A 16,104-nucleotide genomic window follows, 5' to 3' on the forward strand; every position below is an offset into this window, starting at 1 on the left:
CCACAAGCCGTTTGAGTTTAGTCCTTGAGGAGGTTCAGATGAGTAAAATTCTTGCCGTTCATGCCAGCCCCCGTGGTGATCGCTCGCATTCGCGCCGTTTGGCCGAAGTGTTTCTGACGGCCTGGCAGGCCCGTCATCCACACGCGCAACTGACCCGACGCGAAGTAGGGCGGGCGCTGATACCGCCGGTCAACGAGGCATTCGTGGCCGCCGCGTTTTACCCCGAGCCCGCCGCCCGGCCACTGTCGATGCAGGCCGATCTGGCGCTCAGCGACGAACTGGTCGGCGAACTGCTTGGGCACGATGTGTTGCTGATCTCCACGCCGATGCACAACTTCAGCGTACCGAGCGGGCTCAAGGCCTGGATCGATCAGATCGTGCGCGTCGGGGTGACCTTTGATCACACCCTGGACAACGGCGTGGCCCAGTACCAACCGTTGGTGCAGGGAAAAAAAGCCCTGATCATCACCAGCCGTGGCGGCTTCGGTTTTGGCCCGGGAGGTGAGCTGGAAGCCATGAACCATGCCGACACGCTACTGCGCACGGTGCTCGGATTCATCGGCATCACGGACGTCACCGTGGTGGCTGCCGAGGGCGAAGAGTCCGCCGAGCGGACCTTTGAACTCTCTGCCGCCGAGGCTGAGCGGCGCTTGTTGGCGCTGGCCGGGGAGTTCTAGATGGCCTGGCTGTTTCTGCTGATCGCCGCCGGGTTCGAAGTCACCTTCGCCATGGGCATGAAATACGCCGAGGGCTTCACCCGGCTCTGGCCTTCGCTGATCACTGTAGTGGCCGCTGTGGGCGGGATCTACTTCCTGACCCTGGCCATGCGCGAGTTGCCGGTGAGCATCGCCTACCCGATCTGGACCGCCATCGGTTCGCTGGGCACGGTGTTTCTCGGCTTCGCGCTGCTGGGTGAAAGCCTGAGCGTGATCAAACTGGTCTCGGTCGGGCTGATCGTGGCGGGCGTGGCGGGGTTGAAGTAGGGCGGATGACATAGACTTGTCGTTGAGTTGTCATCTTCGCAGGCGTAGCTTGGCGGATGTCTTGCCTCCCGCCTTGCGTCACCGCCTGACCACAAGGATGTTCGCCCATGTCGCAAGGTTCTGCCCCGCGCTACCCGCTGGTGTTGGTCCCGGGAATGCTCGGGTTCATCCGCCTGGTGTTTTATCCGTACTGGTACGGGATCGTCGAGGTGTTGCGCCATGGTGGTGCGGTGGTGTTTGCCGTGCAGGTCTCGCCGCTGAATTCGAACGAAGTGCGCGGCGAGCAACTGCTGGCACGCATCGACGAAATCCTGCAGGAAACCGGGGCCGACAAGGTCAACCTGATCGGCCACAGTCAAGGATCATTGACCGCCCGCTACGCAGCTGCCAAGCGTCCGGATCTCGTGGCATCGGTGACCTCGGTGGCGGGGCCGAATCATGGTTCGGAGCTTGCCGATTACCTGCACAAGCATTATCCCCATGACAGCGTCCGTGGTCGCCTGCTCTGCTTTTTACTGCGGATGGTCTGCGCGCTGATGGGGTTGCTGGATACCGGTTACCGCGGACCGAAGCTGCCGGTGGATATCCATGCGTCCCATCACTCCCTCACCAGCGCGGGCGTGGCGCTGTTCAACCGGCGTTATCCACAGGGTTTGCCCGAAATCTGGGGCGGTCACGGACCGGAAGAGGTCAACGGCGTGCGCTATTACTCCTGGTCCGGCACCTTGCAGCCGGGCATTACCGATCGCGGGCGCAATCTGCTGGACGGCACCAACCGCAGTTGCCGACTGTTCGCCAAGACCTTCGTCCGCGAAGCCGGGCATTGCGACGGCATGGTCGGGCGCTACAGCTCGCACCTGGGGACGGTGATTGGCGATGAGTATCCGCTGGATCACTTCGATATCGTCAATCAGTCGCTGGGGCTGGTCGGCAAGGGGGCCGAGCCGATCCGGTTGTTTGTCGAGCATGCGGCGCGGCTAAGCACGGCTGGACTTTAGACCGCGTTATCGTTCATCGCGGGCAAGCCCGCTCCCACATGGGAATGCATTCCAAATGTGGGAGCGAGCTTGCTCGCGATGGCGTCAGATCAGGCAACACTGACCTTACGCCCCAACACCGTCGTCCAACGCTCGGAAACAATCACCCCACCCAGCGTCAACACACCACCTACCAAGTGATACATCGCCAACTGCTCATGCAACACCACCGCTGCAATCAATGCGGTGATCAACGGCAGCAAATTGAAAAACTGCGTGGTACGGCTCGGCCCCAAACGCACCACGGCCTGCATCCACGCCAGCGGCGCGACCATCGAAGCCAGCAGGCAGGCGTACAGCACCAGCGGAATGTTCTGCAGGGTCGGGCCGACTTTCGGTGAGGCGAGGAACAGCGGAAACAGCACCACCACGGCCACCAGCACCTGCAAATACAGGAGCACCAGCGGCGGCAGTTTCAACTGCCATTTTTTCAACAGGGTGCTGTAGACCGCGTAGGCCAGGGTGGCGACCAGCATCATCGCGTCGCCCAGGTTGACCCCGTGCTCCAGCAATGAACCAAGGCTGCCGGACGACACCACCACCAGAACACCGGCGAACGACAGCACCGCGCCGGCCAGGGCACCCATGGTCAGGCGCTGGCCGAGGCTGATGATCGCCATGGCGAGCGACATCAGTGGCATCAGCGACAGGATGATGCCCATGTTGGTGGCCGAGGTCAGGCTTGCGGCGAAGTACGCCAGGCTTTGATAGACCGCCATGCCCAGTACCCCGAGGACAAAGATCTTGCCCAGTTTCGGGCGGATCAGCGGCCAATGGGCGAGCACCGGTTTGAGCATGAAGGGCGTGAACAGCAATCCGGCCAGCAGCCAGCGGTAGAAACCGATCTCGGCGGGGAAAATCGCCCCGGCCGACATTTTGGTGATCACGGTGTTGCCGGCCCAGATGAAAATGGCCAGCAAGGGATAAGCGTATTGCATTGGAAAAAACCAGAACGTTAATGAAGTGCAATTATCCGCTTGTCTGGATGCAAGCCTATACTTCGATCCGGACAACCCGCCCCTGATGACAGACAGCATGAGCAATAAACACATCGACCTGCTGGATTTCAGCGAACTGCCGTCGGCGGTGTATTTCCGCTACGCCGATTTCGACGCCCACGAATACGCGGCCCCCCATCGACATCCCTGGGGGACGCTGGAATATGCAGCCCACGGCGTGCTGCACATGGACGTCGAGGGAAGCCGCTTCATGTCGCCGCCGCAATACGCGGTGTGGGTGCCGCCACAGATCGAGCACAGTTTCTATAGCCACCAACCGGTCAACTACCGCGCCGTGTGCCTGGCGCCCAAGGTGTGCGCCGATCTGCCGTCGCGAGCCTGTACCCTGGCCATCAGCGACATCCTCAAGGCGATCCTCAAGGACTTCGCCGCCCGGGACGTGAAGATCCCCGAGCAGGCCGCCGACCAGCGCCTGGCCCAGGTATTGGTGGATCAACTGCAACAGGCCCCGGTACACGAATGCTACCTGCCCTACGCCAGCAGCCCCGGATTGCTGGGGATTCTGGAAGCGTTACAGGCCGATCCGGGGGATAACCAGCCACTGGCGGAATGGGCCGCACGCATCCATGTCAGCGAGCGCACCCTGGCGCGGCAGTTCGTGCGGGAGCTGGGCATGAGTTTCGGTGAGTGGCGCCAGCGCCTGCGTTTTCTGGCAGCGATCGAAGCATTGGATAGCCAGCGCAGCATTCAAGAGATCGCCTTCGACATGGGCTACAGCACCGGCTCGGCGTTTATCGCGATGTTCCAGCGCCAGGCCGGGTGTACACCGGAGCAGTACCGACGCAGCCATCTGGAGAACAGGAAGGTGTAACAGGGGTTGTCTACACTCCAGTACGAGGCCGCACCCCTCGGTGTGGCGACCAGGAGAAAACTCCATGAAGATGTTGCGTGTCCCTTTGTTGATGATCGGTTTGCTGCTCTGCTCCCAAGGCTTCGCCGCCACAGCCCAACAGAACAAGATGACCACCTGCAATGCCGACGCTACCGCTAAAAGCCTCAAGGGCGACGAGCGCAAAGCCTTCATGAGCACCTGCCTGAAGGCCGCACCGGCGGCAAACGATGCCGGCAAGGTCTTGACGCCGCAGCAAGAGAAAATGAAAACCTGCAACGCCGACGCCGCCACCAAGGCCCTCAAGGGTGATGAGCGCAAGGCGTTCATGAGTGATTGCCTGAAGAAAAAATAAACATAGGGCTGAAAAATGTGGGAGCTGTGAGGGCCCCATCGCGAGCAGGCTCGCTCCCACAGTGGAACCGGGCACGCAGGACAAATGTGGGAGCGAGCCTGCTCGCGATGAGGCCGGTCGGGGCACGGCACAAGAACCTGAACCCCCGACCAAGGTCGCCCCACACAATCCCTAGTGCTCGCCCCGGATCGCTGGCAGACTGCCAATCCTTTTTATGCCGTTCGTTTTTGAGGCTGTATGCCAACGTTTTCTCAGCGTCAAATTTTGCTGGTCATCAGCTGGGTCATCATTTTTGGCGGGCTGCTGCTGGTCCTGCCGCTGCGGTTGCTGCCCAGCCTGCTCGCCGGGTTGCTGGTGTTCGAACTGGTCAACATGCTCACCCCGCAACTGCAACGGTTGATCGAAGGCCGGCGCGCACGTTGGCTGGCGGTGGCGTTGCTGGGGACTCTGATTGTCAGCGTGCTGTCGCTGATCTTTGCCGGTGCCTTCAGCTTCCTGCTGCACGAGGCTGAAAACCCCGGCGCTTCCCTCGACAAGTTCATGGGGGTGGTTGACCGCGCGCGCGGGCAACTGCCGCCGTTCATCGACGCCTATCTACCGGCCAGTGCCGCTGAATTTCGCGTAGCGATTGGCGAATGGGTCAGCAAGCACCTCAGCGAGTTGCAACTGGTGGGCAAGGACGCGGCGCACATGTTCGTGACCTTGCTGATCGGCATGGTGCTGGGCGCGATCATAGCCTTGCAGCGCGTGCCGGACCTGACCAAGCGCAAACCACTGGCTGCCGCCCTGTTCGAACGTCTGCACCTGTTGGTCCAGGCGTTTCGCAACATTGTGTTCGCCCAGATCAAGATTTCCCTGCTCAACACCTTTTTTACCGGGATTTTCCTGGCGGTGATCCTGCCGCTGTTCGGTATCAAGCTGCCGCTGACCAAAACCCTGATCGTGCTGACGTTCCTGCTCGGCCTGCTGCCGGTGATCGGCAATTTGATGTCGAACACCCTGATCACTATCGTCGGTTTGTCGTTGTCGATCTGGGTCGCCGTGGCGGCGCTCGGTTACCTGATTTTTATCCACAAGCTGGAATACTTCCTCAACGCGCGCATCGTCGGCGGGCAGATCAGTGCCAAGTCGTGGGAGTTGCTGCTGGCGATGCTGGTGTTCGAGGCCGCGTTCGGCCTGCCGGGGGTGGTGGCGGGGCCGATTTATTACGCGTATCTGAAGAGCGAGTTGAAGCAGGTGGGGATGGTTTGATCTGCTGGATCTTTGTTGTCTGAGCTGGCCCCTTCGCGAGCAAGCTCGCTCCCACATTCAACCGAGTTCCTCCAGATGGAATACGGTCAAATGTGGGAGCGGGCTTGCTCGCGAAGGGCGCGCCAAAGATTTTGGATCAGTCCATCGAGCCGTAACGTTTCGCAGCCTCGATCGCCAGACCGCTACCGATACTGCCAAAGATGTTCCCTTCCACATGCCGCGCCTTCGGCAGCATTGCCGAGACGCTGTTGCGCAGCGCCGGAATGCCGCTCGAACCGCCGGTGAAGAACACCGTATCGACCTGCTCAACCCGCACATCGGCGTCTGCCAGCAGTTGGGTGACGCTGTTGCGTACGCGCTCCAACAGGCTGTCGATGGCTGACTCGAACAGCACACGGCTCAGGTCCACGCTCAGGCCCGCTTCAATGCGGTCCAGTGGCACGTGGCGATTGTCGGCGTGGGTCAGCTGGATCTTGGTTTCTTCCACTTCCATGGCCAGCCAGTGCCCGGCGCGCTGTTCGATCAGCTTGAACAGGCGGTCGATGCCGCCGGTGTCTTCGATGTCGTAGCGCATGCTGCCCAGGGCCAGTTGCGATTTTTGCGAGTACACCGAGTTGATGGTGTGCCAGGTCGCCAGGTTCATGTGGTGACTGGTCGGCATGTAGGCACCGCTCTTCATGCGGCTGCCGTAGCCGAACAGCGGCATCAGGCCTTGCAGGCTGAGCTGTTTGTCGAAGTCGGTTCCGCCGATATGCACACCGCCGGTGGCGAGGATATCCTCGTGGCGGTTATCCACACCCCGACGCTCCGGCGATAGGCGCACCAGGGAGAAGTCGGAGGTACCACCGCCGATGTCCACGATCAGGACAAGCTCTTCTTTCTCGATGGTCGACTCGTAGTCGAACGCGGCGGCAATCGGCTCGTACTGGAACGAGACTTCCTTGAAACCGATCTTGCGCGCCACGTCTACCAGAGTGTCTTCGGCTTCCTTGTCGGCCATCGGGTCATCGTCGACAAAAAACACCGGGCGGCCCAGCACCACTTCTTCGAATTCCCGACCGGCGGACGCTTCGGCACGGCTCTTGAGCTGGCCAATGAACAGCCCGAGCAGGTCCTTGAACGGCATCGCCGTGCCGAGGACGCTGGTGTCGTGCTTGATCAGCTTGGAACCCAGCAGGCTCTTGAGCGAGCGCATCAGGCGGCCTTCATAACCTTCCAGGTACTCGTGCAGCGCCAGCCGGCCGTACACCGGGCGACGTTCTTCGATATTGAAGAAGACCACCGACGGCAGGGTGATCTTGTCGTCCTCCAGCGCGATCAGCGTTTCCACGCCGGGGCGCAGCCAGCCGACAGTGGAGTTGGACGTGCCAAAGTCGATTCCCAAGGCACGGGCTGGAGATGCGTTGTTCATGTCTTTCAGGTTCCGGTTAAAAAACGGCCGCGCAGTGTATGCCAGAGCGCGCCAGATTCGAAGGCCGGTTATCTGCTAATTCTTCGCAAACAATGCCTTGAAAGATGGGGCATCCCCCCCAAACTACCCTGCATCAACCGGACAGCCGCGGGAGTGCTCGCAAGAAGCCCCGCCTGCTGCCGATAAACTTCTGCCGCGCCGCCCGGTCACAAACTTGAGATCGGCCAAACCAATGGCTGCAAACAAGCGCATGCTGTGGCCCGTGGCGCGATTTGATAACGGATGGTGATTCCCGCGATGGACTTCAAAGACTATTACAAGATTCTCGGTGTGGAGCCGACCGCAGACGATAAGGCGATCAAGGCCGCCTATCGCAAGCTGGCGCGCAAATACCACCCCGATGTCAGCAAGGAAAAGGATGCCGAGGCGAAGTTCAAGGACGCCTCGGAAGCTTATGAAGCATTGAAAAGCGCCGACAAACGCGCTGAATACGATGACTTGCGCCGCTATGGCCAGCACGGCCAGCCGTTCCAGGGACCACCAGGCTGGCAAAGCCGTGGCGGTTTCGGTGGCGGCGGTCAGGACACGGGCGATTTCTCGGACTTTTTCAGTTCGATCTTCGGCAACCGTGGGCCTGGGTTTGGTGGTGGAGGACAGTCGCGTCGCAGCACCGGACGTCGAGGGCAAGACGTGGAAATGGAACTTGGGGTTTTTCTCGAAGAAACACTGTCGACCGAGTCGAAGAAGGTCACCTTCCAGGTGCCGCAGTACAATGCGGCCGGCCAGCATGTGAGCAACACCAGCAAGAGCCTGAACGTGAAGATCCCCGCCGGCGTGGCCGACGGCGAGCGCATTCGCCTCAAGGGGCAGGGCGCTCCGGGCGTGGGTGGCGGCGCCAATGGCGACCTGTACCTGACGATCCGTTTTGCGCCGCACCCGAAATTCGACGTCGAAGGCGAGAACCTGATCATCACCTTGCCACTGGCACCGTGGGAGCTGGCGCTGGGCGCCGAAGTCGCCGTGCCGACCCTGACCGGCAAGATCAACCTCAAGGTGCCGGCCGGCAGCCAGAATGGGCAGCGCATGCGCGCCAAGGGCCACGGCCTGATGAACAAGGCCGGTGAGCGCGGTTACCTGTTCGTGCAATTGAAGGCGGTGATGCCGAAAAAATCCGACGATGACATCAAGGCCCTGTGGCAGGAGCTGGCGAAAAAAGCCGCGTTCAACCCGCGAGAGCATTTTTGATCCCTTAGAACCAAGGAGTCACTGACAATGAGCAGTCCCCTGATCGTTCAACTGGACATGGCAGAGTTCTGTGAGGCGACCGAGCTGTCGGACGCCTACGTGATCGAAATCGTCGAGCACGGCATCCTCGAACCTCAGGGCACTCAGCCCAAGGACTGGGTTTTCAACGACTACGAGCTGACCCTGGCCAAGCGTGCGGCCAAGCTGCGGCGCGACCTTGACCTGGAATGGGAAGGCGTCGCCCTGGCGCTGGACCTGCTCGAAGAAGTGCAGCAGCTACGGGCCGAGAACCGCATGCTCAAGCAGCGGTTGGGGCGGTTGTTGGTGGAGTAGTTGTCCAGGTATTTCTTTGCTGCCTGTTCGAACGCTATCGCGAGCAAGCTCGCTCCCACACAGGTTTTGTATCGTCACGATAATCCCTGTGGGAGCGAGCTTGCTCGCGATGAACGATAACGCGGTATTACGGCATTACATCTTCCTCGGCAACACCACGGTAAACGTCGTGCCATCGCTCTCATTGGAACTGACTTCAATCGTTCCCCGATGGGCGTCGACCACTTCCTTGACGATAAACAGCCCCAATCCGAGGCTGGTAGTGGGCTCGCCGAGTTCTTCGCTGGCGCTGCGCACCAGCGGGTCGAAAATCGTCGGGATCGCGTCGACGGGAATCGGGATGCCGTCGTTGTGCACCGTCAGCCGAACGCTGTCGGCCTCGCCCTTGAGGGTCAAGGTCACTTCACGTTTGCTCGAGCCATGCTGCAAGGCATTGCCGATCAGGTTTTGCAGCATCTGATCGAGCCTGCGTGGGTCCCAGGTACCGTGGGTGTCACCCTGTACAGTCAGGGTCGGATCGCACTCCGGTTGACCGGCACAGGCCCGCGCAATCGCTTCGTGCACCGCTTCGGCCAGGTCCATGGGCGCCGGTTCGATCGGCAGGTGCTTGCCCAGGCGGCTGCGCACCAGTTCCAGCAAATCGCTGACCATCACCGCGAGGTGCCCGGTACTGTGCTGGATATTGATCGCGCACCTGAGCGCATCACCTTCGAGCGCGGCTTTGCGCAGCAGAATTTCGGTGGACATGCTCACCGCCTGCAAAGGAGCGCGCAGGTCATGACCGAGGATCGCGAGGAAAATGTCCCGGGAGCGGTTGACCATTTCGGCATAGGCGGCGGTGGATTCGGCCTGGGCCTCGTCGATGGCTTCGTTGAAGCGGATCATGTCCTGGAAGTAGGCCAGGTCAGGCGATTGCAGGCTGTTGACCCACAGGCGGATGACGCAGGCGCGCAAATGACGGAATTCACTGGTCATCTGCACCAGATCAAAACCCACGGTATGGCGCAACTCGCCATGGCTGGCACCGGCCTCGTCGAGGCTCGGGGTTTTCTCCGGGCCTTCGCCGCGCGCCTTGGCCGCTTGTTCGGAGGGTGACTGGGGTTTGCACATGTCCCGGGCTGCGGCCAGCAGTATCGACCGGGCATGGTCACGCAAGGCGACGCTGTCCATGGACTCGGCAGCCGGGGTGATGGATGTGGCGAACTGCTCCCACTCATCGACGATGCGATCAACGTGTAGCACGATGAATTCGGAAAGACGCATGGCGGTTACCTGAGCATGAATCGGGGACAGCGGATCGAATATTAGTCTCTTTGGCGGAAAAAACACGACCGCTCATGCACAGGCACGATGGCGGATTATCGGGCGGTATCTATGTATTGAAGGCGACTTGATTTTCGATCCGTCCGGACGCTTTCGCGGTGCTCGCCAAGCAGTTATTTGGACTTTTGTTTCAAGCGCTGGGGAATAAGCTGTTGGTTCTTTTTCTTGTCTGAAGTGATCGACCGATGCCTGACTTGCATGGAAGCAACTCGATGGAACCCACCGAAACATCTCCCGCCGATAACACCGGCATTCATTACCAGCGCGTGCTGGGCGTGATACCGAACGCTATCAAAAATGCCTCGCCAACGAGGTTGAAAACCCTTGAAACCCTCCAGCCCCCGATACCCGAATGGTATGGCGGCGCACGGGAAATCGACCGCCAATACCTCAAGCAACTGATCGATGAGCGCTGGCGCCTGCAAGGCGTACTGGACAAGACCCTGGGGAACTTGCAACAGGACATCGATGCCTTCGCCGAACCGCTGCTCGACGCGTTATTGCAGTCCAGATTCAATACCACCGAAAAAGCCCGGGATCTGTGCGTCGAACTTGAAGTGCCGGCCCCGATTGCCCTTGTCATCGATAACGGCGCCACCCGTGTGAGCAAATCCACTTTGCTGGAAGCGGCGCTGCACAACTTCGAGGCGGCTGAAGCCACTGAAGGCGCATGGCGTAGCGGCTCGAGCGTTTACCGCAAGGGTCAGGTCGGCGCGCTTGAACCCATGCCGCAAATTCCCGTGGCCGGGTTTGCCGCGCTGTGCCGGGAGCTGGACATTGGCGCGAAATACCAGCAACACATCAAATCCATCCTGCTGCCCACCGCACCCCGGGCGCAGCAGAATGTGCAGCAGGATTCGATTGCGAGCGAAAAAGCGGCCTTTCATTTGGCCGCACTGATCGCCCTACTGAAGGGTGACATCAGCGATCACGCCTACGGCAAGCTGCTCGACATCCGCAATGATCGCGCCGGCGTCAGTCTGTATGGCGAGCCGTTGCTCTGCCATCGCCTGTCACTCATGGGTTTCAGGATGACCGGCATCGTGTTGTTCAGCGCGGTCAGTGAGCCATCGCTGGCCAGGCAGGCTGTCGAGGCCTTGACCCCCGACAGCCTGAAGTTCTGGCTCGACTGGTCGCAGCGGATTCCGCTGTTGCCGGGCAAGGAGTACGAGCAATACCAGCTGTTGCAGGCGTTCTTCGCCAATGGCTCACAGGGTGTGGTCGATGCGATGCTGCGCAAGGAGGACATTTACCAACAAAGCCGTTTGTCTGGTCGGTTGATCGCTTATGTGCCGGATGATTCTGATCATCCGCTCAAGGAATATCCATCGCTGACCGCGTTCATGAAATCGCTGATCGGCCAGTTGCGCGATACCGAGTACCAGGCCTTTTTCAGCCGCTTCGTAGCGCACAGGGACAAGGGCCATTTTTTCGCCCGGGTCAACGAGCGCCTCACCACCTTTACCTGGCATCAGCGCGAACCGCTGGACATGGGGCCCTGGTGGCGCGAAACGGCGGTCGAAAATCCCGACGCCGAACCGATCACCAATCAGATCGCCGGCGAACTGTGGCAAACACTGTTTGTCGAGCGGCGCGACAAGGCCATCGCCGATGCCCGCCACATTGCCGTACCGACCGACGATGAGGATGCCCAGGCCCGTTTCAAGCGCTTGACCAGTTACCTGTCGATCGGCTGGAACCTCTTCAATTTCGCCGCGATGCTGGTGCCCGGCCTGGGTGAGGCCATGCTCGGCATCATGGTTGCGCAAATGCTCGCCGAACTGGGGGAGGGCGTCGAAGACTGGAGCAAGGGTGACAAGGAAGAAGCCTCGGCGTACCTCAATGGCGTATTGATCAACTTCGCGCAACTGGCGCTGATGGGGGCCGGGCATGTCTTGCCAGGCGGTGTGCCGACGCCGATCAAGGTTTCGCCGTTCGTCGAGGGGCTCAAACCAGTGGAGGTAGCCGGCAAGCAGCGCTTGTGGAATCCGCAACTGAGTCCCTATGAGCATTCAGTGACCCTGCCGGTGGACGCGCCGATCAGCGACCACGGCCTGTACTCGCACCAGCAACAGGACTTCCTGCGGCTGGAGGATAAAATCTACAGCGTGAAACAGGACGCGGCGACCGGGCAGCATCGTTTACTGCATCCGACTCGCGCCGATGCCTATCAACCCTTGCTGGAACACAACGGCGCCGGTAGCTGGAGGACCGAACTCGATCAGCCGCTGGAATGGGACAAAACCCGCTTGCTCAGACGCCTGGGGCCACCGGCGCAGGGGCTTTCCGACGAGACACTTGGGCAGGCGCTGATTGTTAGCGGCGTGCACGAAAACGTGCTCAGGCGGTTGCACGTGGAACATGAAACCCCGCCGGTCATGCTGGTCGACACGCTGAAGCGTTTCAAGGTGCATGCCGATGCGGCGGCTTGTGCGCAGCTCATCCTCGACGGTCGGATCGGTGAGGAGTGGGCCGCATTCGTTGCGAAATTCATGACCGAATTGCCCGGATGGCCCCAGGGCAAAGCCATTGAAATTTTCGACCAGGCGGACGCGGCAAGCCCGTTGGTTAAAGAGGGGTACGCGGATGCGCAACCGGCGCAGACACTGAAAATATCGCGCCAGGACCTTGTCGTCGGGAAATTGCCAGAGCGAGTCGTCGATTTTCTTGATGAGCAGGAGTTGCGCGAGGTTCTGGGCCAGGGGCTGGGCAGCGATCGACAGGCGCGAATCGACGCCATACGAACGTCGGTGGCTGCACAGGCAGGCAAATCCGGCAAACGACTTTTCGACAGTCTGAATGCACTTCGTGAGCGCTCGGACAACCCGTTGGTGCAGTTGCTCAAAAGAGATTATCCGCAGCTCTCCACCGGCATGGCTGAAGACCTGATACAGCAGGTCCAACCCTCTGATCTGCGGCACCTGAGTGCAAAAAAGCGCGTGCCGCTGAAGCTGGCGCAACAGGCGCGGGAAGCTGAACGGCAAGTGCGCCTGACTCGGGCTTATGAGGGGCTTTACCTCGAGGAACTGCACACCCTCGACAGCGACCGGCTGGTCTTGCATACGCTTGAAACCTTGTCGGGCTGGCCAGCGGATCTGCGTCTGGAGATCCGTGAGTATTCCGCCCAGGGTGCGTTGCTCGACAGCATCGGCGCGCAGAACGCGACACAGCGCAAGGTGCTGGTTGTCGGCGCCGATGGAAAGTATCAGGCGCGGGACGGGCTCGATCAGCATCTGCACGGTAACGACTCACTGTATGCCTGCATCCTGCACGCACTGCCTGATCAGGCGCGAGTGGCGTTGGGGTATGAGATCCACGACGCCGCAAAGCTGGAGGAAACGATCAGGGCGCAGCCCCTGGCCCGTGATCGGCTGGAACCCGTGCTATTGGAAAACCCGATCCTCAGGCCCGCTTACGATCCGGCCACCATGCGCTTGCGCGGCGGCATGCCGGGTTATGCGCAACAAGCGCCGCGCGGCATGGGGTTGCGGCGGCGCGCGCGCTCACTGTATCCGGGGTTCTCGTCCGATCAGGTTGAAGCGTTGGTGTCGGGGTTCACGCTCAATGGCGGCTCGGCCCATCAGCGGCTGACCGCGCTGGAGACCGAGTTCAACCAATTGAACCAGACATTGCGGCGCTGGGTGGATTCACCGACGAACGCTTTTCGCTTCAGCGCGGCAGGGCGGGCCGAGTGGCAATCGCGCGAGCAGCTGTGCAAATTGATTCGGCAAAGCTGGCAGCGGACCGGACCCGCAGGTTTTGAGGCTCCGGGCGTGGTATCGCCCCAGGCGCTGGAACTGGACGGCTTCCCGATGATTCAGCGACACCTGGCCAGCCTGCCGAGGCTTGAGGCCAATTTCGACCATGTCACCAGCGTGAGCCTGCGCAGCGCACAACTGCGGAACGAGCATCTGGCTTTTCTGAATTCGTACCGGCGTGTCAGGTACCTCAATCTGCAGGACAACCAGCTCACCGCCGTGCCTTCAGCGATCAGCGAGATGCCTCATCTGGCTAACCTGTTCCTCAATGACAACCACATTGAACTGGATGCGGTGGCAGTTGACCGCCTGAAAAAACTCACGCGTCTGAAGTCTTTGGGGCTGCGCGGCAACCCGCTGAGACTCGCTCCTGACATCAGCCAGATGCCACTCCTGCAAGTGTTGCAGCTCAATGAAACGGGGCTGGACGGCTGGCCCATCGGATTGTTTGCGCAGCTGCGGCCACGCAACATCTATCTGGATTTGCGCAACAATCCGATCAGCCACATTCCCGTCGTTGCCCCCGGTTCGTTCCGTGCCGAGTTGCTGGCAAGGTCCCTGATCAGCCGCGAACCGGAATGGATCTCGGCGGCCAACCTCGACATCCTCAAAATGTACATCGAGTCGGTGGGCATGGACCCCGAACGCCCGTACCCACCCCTAGGCTCGGTAGACAGCGCGAACTGGGCGGCGGGTATGACCGAGCAGCAATGGCAGCTCAAGCAGGAAAGCTGGCACGAAGTCGAGGACGAATTCAATTCGCTGCCGTTTTTCAATGAAATCCGCAAACTCACGATGTCCGCTGACTTCAAGGCCGGTGGCGATTATCAGGTGAGTCTGACGGCCAAGGTCTGGCGGATGATCGAGGCAATGGCGGTTGATAGCGAACTGCGGGTGAAGTTGTTCACCGAAGCCGCCACACCCACCGAATGCGTGGACGGCGGCACGCAGTTGTTCAATGCCATGGGCATGCAGGTGTTGATCCATGAGGCCTATGCCTTGCAGCGCGCAGATCTGGTCGAGGCGCAATTGCTGGAACTGGCATGTGGCAAGTCCCGGCTCGATGAACTCGGTGCAATCGCTCGCCAGCGGGTCGCGGCGCGCGTGGCGGCCGGCGAGCACTTTCGCAGGGTAGACAGCCTGGGGAATGTGACCGGCACTATCGACGAGGTCGAGGTGCATCTGGCGTACATGACCGATCTGGCTGAACGTCTCGACCTGCCATGGCAGGCCCGGGGCATGCAGTTCCGCAACATTGCCGGGGTCAGCAAAGAGATGATTGAAGCGGCGTTCGAGCGGATCGTCGCGCTGGAGGAGGGGGATTTGCTGGTAGAGCGGATTCTTGACCAACCGCTGTGGCGAACCTGGCTGGAGTCGACAAACAGCGAAGAGCTCAGCGGTTTGAAAAGACGAATCGACGCCACCACCGAGTTGCAGGATGCCTTGCAGCGACGGGCCGAGGCAGTGGCGCCGGCTGACCAGACCGCCGTAGAGCAGGAGATCAAGGCGCTTTGTCGCGAATTGGGCAAAAAGGAAGACGAGTACGCCGACGGCCTGCTCATGAGCGACCAGGCTTATACGCAAGCGTTGAGTGATATCGATCAGCAGATCAAGCAGCGTCTTCTGACGCTTACTCGACAAGCGATGGATCGTGCCGGGTTGGAGCGAATGAGAGTTTCTTCCGGTCAATAAGAACCGAAAAGGCCAAGGCCTCGACAAAAAGATGTGGGATGCATCCTCGATTTCCGAGAGCTTCTCATCAAGCGTAAAACGCATTCCCACATCTTTTAAACATTGAACGACAGGCTTTGTTTAACGACGCTCGAGGTTACTTCGCGAAAGCTACAAAACCTTGTGCCATTGCCTACGGTTGCGCCAGAATCCGCCGGCTTGTGCACCTTGGGGCTGGCCTCTATCGTTTCCTTGCCGCTGCTCATCAGTGGTCGGGTTTAGTCGCCTGGGGGTTGTTAGTAAGGTGCATAGCGTTCCCTTCAGTCAGATATTCGTATCTGCATTTGATGGTGGCTGTGCGCAGGGCGCCTTCGGGCGCGCCGGTTTTGCTAACTCCCCCGGTCGACTAACCTGCGTACAGCCGCCCCCCTTTCGTTTAGTCGCGAATTGGTTGAGGCCCCATTTCGGAGTTTGCAACTATGTTCAAGGTCACCCCGGATCCGCCGGAAACAGATCCGGCATCGCCCTACGAATCCCTCGACCATCACTTCCCACCTACCGAAAAAAAGCCATCGAAACGCAAAGGCCAACTTTTCATCGTCTGCCCGGACGTCAACACCGAATCACTGCTGGCCAACGCCTCGCAAGACCTGCTATCCATCAGTGCAATCGCCGCCGACCTCGCCGACCATGTGCAAGGCTCAAACCGCTCCGTGGCCCTGGCACTCAGCCGCATGGCCGATGGCGTGCATTTGCTGGTGGATAAAGCGCTGGATCACCTGGATGAACCGGAAATGGCGGCAATAATCGCCAAACAAACCAACTGACGAAACCTGCGTTCGATTCTGTAGCAGCTGTCGAGCTTGCGAGGCGGCGTTCGGCTGCGAAG

13 protein-coding genes are annotated in these 16,104 nt (G+C 60.3%); 10 read left to right on the forward strand and 3 right to left on the reverse strand.

The window, feature by feature from the left end; all coding sequences use genetic code 11:
* Positions 1-38 precede the first annotated feature (38 nt).
* The 3 genes from ACEN8Z_RS05455 to ACEN8Z_RS05465 all read left to right on the forward strand — a co-directional run bounded on the left by ACEN8Z_RS05455 (position 39) and on the right by ACEN8Z_RS05465 (position 1,981).
* Positions 39-677: an FMN-dependent NADH-azoreductase gene (locus ACEN8Z_RS05455; RefSeq protein ID WP_495596997.1), complete on the forward strand. Its 639-nt coding sequence runs from the start codon at positions 39-41 to the stop codon at positions 675-677.
* Positions 678-983 carry a DMT family transporter gene (locus ACEN8Z_RS05460; RefSeq protein WP_008001039.1) on the forward strand — a complete coding sequence of 102 codons (306 nt, stop codon included), beginning with the start codon at positions 678-680 and terminating at the stop codon, positions 981-983. It begins immediately after the preceding gene.
* A gap of 107 nt (positions 984-1,090) precedes the next feature.
* On the forward strand, positions 1,091-1,981 hold the full coding sequence (locus tag ACEN8Z_RS05465) for an alpha/beta fold hydrolase (RefSeq protein ID WP_495596998.1): 891 nt from the start codon (positions 1,091-1,093) through the stop codon (positions 1,979-1,981).
* Positions 1,982-2,070: 89 nt separating this feature from the next.
* On the opposite strand, the gene ACEN8Z_RS05470 is transcribed toward ACEN8Z_RS05465, so the two are convergent.
* Positions 2,071-2,958 carry a DMT family transporter gene (locus ACEN8Z_RS05470; RefSeq protein ID WP_495596999.1) on the reverse strand — a complete coding sequence of 296 codons (888 nt, stop codon included), beginning with the start codon at positions 2,956-2,958 and terminating at the stop codon, positions 2,071-2,073.
* Positions 2,959-3,055: 97 nt separating this feature from the next.
* Here ACEN8Z_RS05470 and ACEN8Z_RS05475 point away from each other — a divergent pair, with 97 nt between their 5' ends.
* The 3 genes from ACEN8Z_RS05475 (at position 3,056) to ACEN8Z_RS05485 (ending at position 5,474) form a co-directional block, all read left to right on the forward strand.
* Positions 3,056-3,850, forward strand: a complete 795-nt coding sequence (locus ACEN8Z_RS05475) for an AraC family transcriptional regulator (RefSeq protein ID WP_495597000.1) — start codon at positions 3,056-3,058, stop codon at positions 3,848-3,850.
* 64 nt (positions 3,851-3,914) lie between these two features.
* Entirely contained in the window at positions 3,915-4,223 is a 309-nt protein-coding gene (locus tag ACEN8Z_RS05480; protein WP_495597001.1) for a PsiF family protein, read from the forward strand.
* Positions 4,224-4,460: 237 nt separating this feature from the next.
* On the forward strand, positions 4,461-5,474 hold the full coding sequence (locus tag ACEN8Z_RS05485) for an AI-2E family transporter (RefSeq protein ID WP_008001050.1): 1,014 nt from the start codon (positions 4,461-4,463) through the stop codon (positions 5,472-5,474).
* Positions 5,475-5,610: 136 nt separating this feature from the next.
* On the opposite strand, the gene ACEN8Z_RS05490 is transcribed toward ACEN8Z_RS05485, so the two are convergent.
* Positions 5,611-6,885, reverse strand: a complete 1,275-nt coding sequence (locus tag ACEN8Z_RS05490) for an Hsp70 family protein (RefSeq protein WP_495597002.1) — start codon at positions 6,883-6,885, stop codon at positions 5,611-5,613.
* A 297-nt stretch (positions 6,886-7,182) separates the two neighbouring features.
* Here ACEN8Z_RS05490 and ACEN8Z_RS05495 point away from each other — a divergent pair, with 297 nt between their 5' ends.
* Entirely contained in the window at positions 7,183-8,130 is a 948-nt protein-coding gene (locus ACEN8Z_RS05495; RefSeq protein ID WP_007990863.1) for a DnaJ C-terminal domain-containing protein, read from the forward strand.
* Positions 8,131-8,157: 27 nt separating this feature from the next.
* Positions 8,158-8,463: a chaperone modulator CbpM gene (locus tag ACEN8Z_RS05500; protein ID WP_442095951.1), complete on the forward strand. Its 306-nt coding sequence runs from the start codon at positions 8,158-8,160 to the stop codon at positions 8,461-8,463.
* 135 nt (positions 8,464-8,598) lie between these two features.
* Here ACEN8Z_RS05500 and ACEN8Z_RS05505 read toward each other — a convergent pair whose 3' ends face one another.
* Positions 8,599-9,726, reverse strand: a complete 1,128-nt coding sequence (locus ACEN8Z_RS05505; protein ID WP_495597003.1) for a sensor histidine kinase — start codon at positions 9,724-9,726, stop codon at positions 8,599-8,601.
* A 272-nt stretch (positions 9,727-9,998) separates the two neighbouring features.
* Between ACEN8Z_RS05505 and ACEN8Z_RS05510 the strand changes: the two genes are divergently transcribed.
* Positions 9,999-15,236 (forward strand): NEL-type E3 ubiquitin ligase domain-containing protein, encoded by a 5,238-nt coding sequence (locus ACEN8Z_RS05510; protein WP_495597004.1) that lies wholly within the window; start codon positions 9,999-10,001, stop codon positions 15,234-15,236.
* A gap of 458 nt (positions 15,237-15,694) precedes the next feature.
* Positions 15,695-16,042 carry a DUF6124 family protein gene (locus ACEN8Z_RS05515; protein ID WP_495597005.1) on the forward strand — a complete coding sequence of 116 codons (348 nt, stop codon included), beginning with the start codon at positions 15,695-15,697 and terminating at the stop codon, positions 16,040-16,042.
* The last annotated feature ends 62 nt before the right edge of the window (positions 16,043-16,104 follow it).

The sequence above is a fragment of the Pseudomonas sp. Pseusp10 genome (assembly GCF_059492225.1).

Bases quoted from the DNA above. Each gene is read 5' to 3' on its own strand.
- ACEN8Z_RS05490 (WP_495597002.1), bottom strand. From the start codon at position 6,885: ATGAACAACGCATCTCCAGCCCGTGCCTTGGGAATCGACTTTGGCACG.
- ACEN8Z_RS05455 (WP_495596997.1), top strand. From the start codon at position 39: ATGAGTAAAATTCTTGCCGTTCATGCCAGCCCCCGTGGTGATCGCTCG.
- ACEN8Z_RS05475 (WP_495597000.1), top strand. From the start codon at position 3,056: ATGAGCAATAAACACATCGACCTGCTGGATTTCAGCGAACTGCCGTCG.
- ACEN8Z_RS05460 (WP_008001039.1), top strand. From the start codon at position 678: ATGGCCTGGCTGTTTCTGCTGATCGCCGCCGGGTTCGAAGTCACCTTC.
- ACEN8Z_RS05500 (WP_442095951.1), top strand. From the start codon at position 8,158: ATGAGCAGTCCCCTGATCGTTCAACTGGACATGGCAGAGTTCTGTGAG.
- ACEN8Z_RS05465 (WP_495596998.1), top strand. From the start codon at position 1,091: ATGTCGCAAGGTTCTGCCCCGCGCTACCCGCTGGTGTTGGTCCCGGGA.
- ACEN8Z_RS05515 (WP_495597005.1), top strand. From the start codon at position 15,695: ATGTTCAAGGTCACCCCGGATCCGCCGGAAACAGATCCGGCATCGCCC.
- ACEN8Z_RS05495 (WP_007990863.1), top strand. From the start codon at position 7,183: ATGGACTTCAAAGACTATTACAAGATTCTCGGTGTGGAGCCGACCGCA.
- ACEN8Z_RS05485 (WP_008001050.1), top strand. From the start codon at position 4,461: ATGCCAACGTTTTCTCAGCGTCAAATTTTGCTGGTCATCAGCTGGGTC.
- ACEN8Z_RS05510 (WP_495597004.1), top strand. From the start codon at position 9,999: ATGGAACCCACCGAAACATCTCCCGCCGATAACACCGGCATTCATTAC.
- ACEN8Z_RS05470 (WP_495596999.1), bottom strand. From the start codon at position 2,958: ATGCAATACGCTTATCCCTTGCTGGCCATTTTCATCTGGGCCGGCAAC.
- ACEN8Z_RS05480 (WP_495597001.1), top strand. From the start codon at position 3,915: ATGAAGATGTTGCGTGTCCCTTTGTTGATGATCGGTTTGCTGCTCTGC.
- ACEN8Z_RS05505 (WP_495597003.1), bottom strand. From the start codon at position 9,726: ATGCGTCTTTCCGAATTCATCGTGCTACACGTTGATCGCATCGTCGAT.